Consider the following 1687-nt stretch of genomic DNA (forward strand, 5'->3'; position numbering starts at 1 on the left):
TCTTCAACCTTTTCAAAATTATTAGAATCGCGTTTATTCATCAATATCGAAACAGAATAGAACAATATTAGTGCAATAAGTATTACAGAAATTAAAACAGTACGACCACCGACAATATTTGCGTAACCAAGTATTACACCAAATACGCCATAATCCGCATCAGAATATGTAGAATTTGCGCTTCCCAAATCGCCAAGCACTGGCAAAAGGAACAACGGAAGGAAAGTAATAAAAAGACCATTAATAAATGATGCAGTCAAGCAACCACGTATTCCACCTTGACCATTACCGAATACTCCTGCAGCACCACCAGCCATGAAATGCGCAACAATTCCAGGAATAATAATTGTCGTTCCCAAAATCGCCATAAGCGTCATTCCAAGCAAACCACCAAAGAAACTAGCTAAGAAACCAATAAGAACAGCATTAGGAGCAAAGCCAAAAGTCATTGGTGCATCTAAAGCAGGACGAGCATTTTTAACAAGCTTTTCCGATATTCCCTTAAAAGCTGGAACAATTTCGTCAAGAACAATCTGCACGCCTGCAAGAATAATATAAACACCTGCAGCAAAAGTTGCAGCCTTCAACATAACGAAAACAATGAAGTTTTGACCATTAGATAAATGTGTTTCGACATACGAAGATCCAGCAAAAAGTGCCACTACTATATAAATAACAGCCATAGAAAGTGTGATAAGAACTGTTGTATCACGCAAGAATCCCAATGTTGCTGGGAATTTAATATCCTCAGTTGACTTAGAAGGACGCTTTTTTGAAGCAGTAAGCTTTGCAATTAACGCACCCAAAGCAACACCAGTACCAGCAGGATGTCCTAAAGCAACATCATCTTTGCCTGAAGCTTTCTTCATAAACGGCTGCACCAGTGCTGGAGAAATTGTCGTAAACAATCCTTGAGCAATTGAACCCCATAAAAGAACTTCCCACATGCTAAATCCTGCAACATTAAATATAACTGCAAGCATACTTGCCATATAGAAAGCTACGTGACCCGTCAAATAGATAAATTTAAAACGAGAAGTAATAGAAAGAATAATATTAACAATCATTCCAAAGAAGAAAATAAGCGCAGATTCAGAGCCATACTTCAATAAAACAGTTCCAATAATTGCTTCATTATTCGGCACTACGCCTTGCACATGAAATGCGTATTGAAACATTTTGCCAAATGGGTTCAACGCTTCAGTAATAACTCCAGAACCAGCTGCTAAAACAAGAAAACCAACAAGAGTACGGATTGATCCTTGCAAAATATCCGAGAATTTCTTTCTTTGCACTGCAAGACCAATAAAAGAAATAAGCGCAACTATAACAGATGGCTGTCTGAAAATATCGAGCAGTACTGACAGAATACCGTCCACGTAACTCTCCTTACCATATTAATCGATATAGTTTGAGCGGCTTACGCAATTATTGGCGGCAAAATATCTTACAAACTTCGCAAACGATACCGTAGGCGAAACTATTCGAAATACACGATTAGTTTCGTAGCACAGTAAAACTACACATACAAAATTCACGGTTCCGCAATGAAGCAAAGTAGTAAGAGCTACCACGAGCAGTAGTTTTTTACACCCAGCCAACAACTACTGTTACAGCTCATACTGTTGTTTCATGTCAGATTCATTATATCGTTTAACCATTATAAACCTGTCTCTTATACACATCT

The 1687-nt window shown here is 38.1% G+C and carries 1 protein-coding gene; it reads right to left on the reverse strand.

Annotated features, from left to right (window positions below; translation table 11 throughout):
* Nucleotides 1-1379 (reverse strand): PTS ascorbate transporter subunit IIC (locus A5295_RS05910; RefSeq protein WP_064622161.1); only part of this gene is annotated, 1379 nt, incomplete at its 3' end.
* Nucleotides 1380-1687 lie beyond the last annotated feature (308 nt).

It is taken from the genome of Gardnerella sp. 26-12 (genome assembly GCF_001660745.1).
In the GTDB taxonomy this organism is placed as follows: Bacteria; Actinomycetota; Actinomycetes; order Actinomycetales; family Bifidobacteriaceae; genus Bifidobacterium; species Bifidobacterium swidsinskii.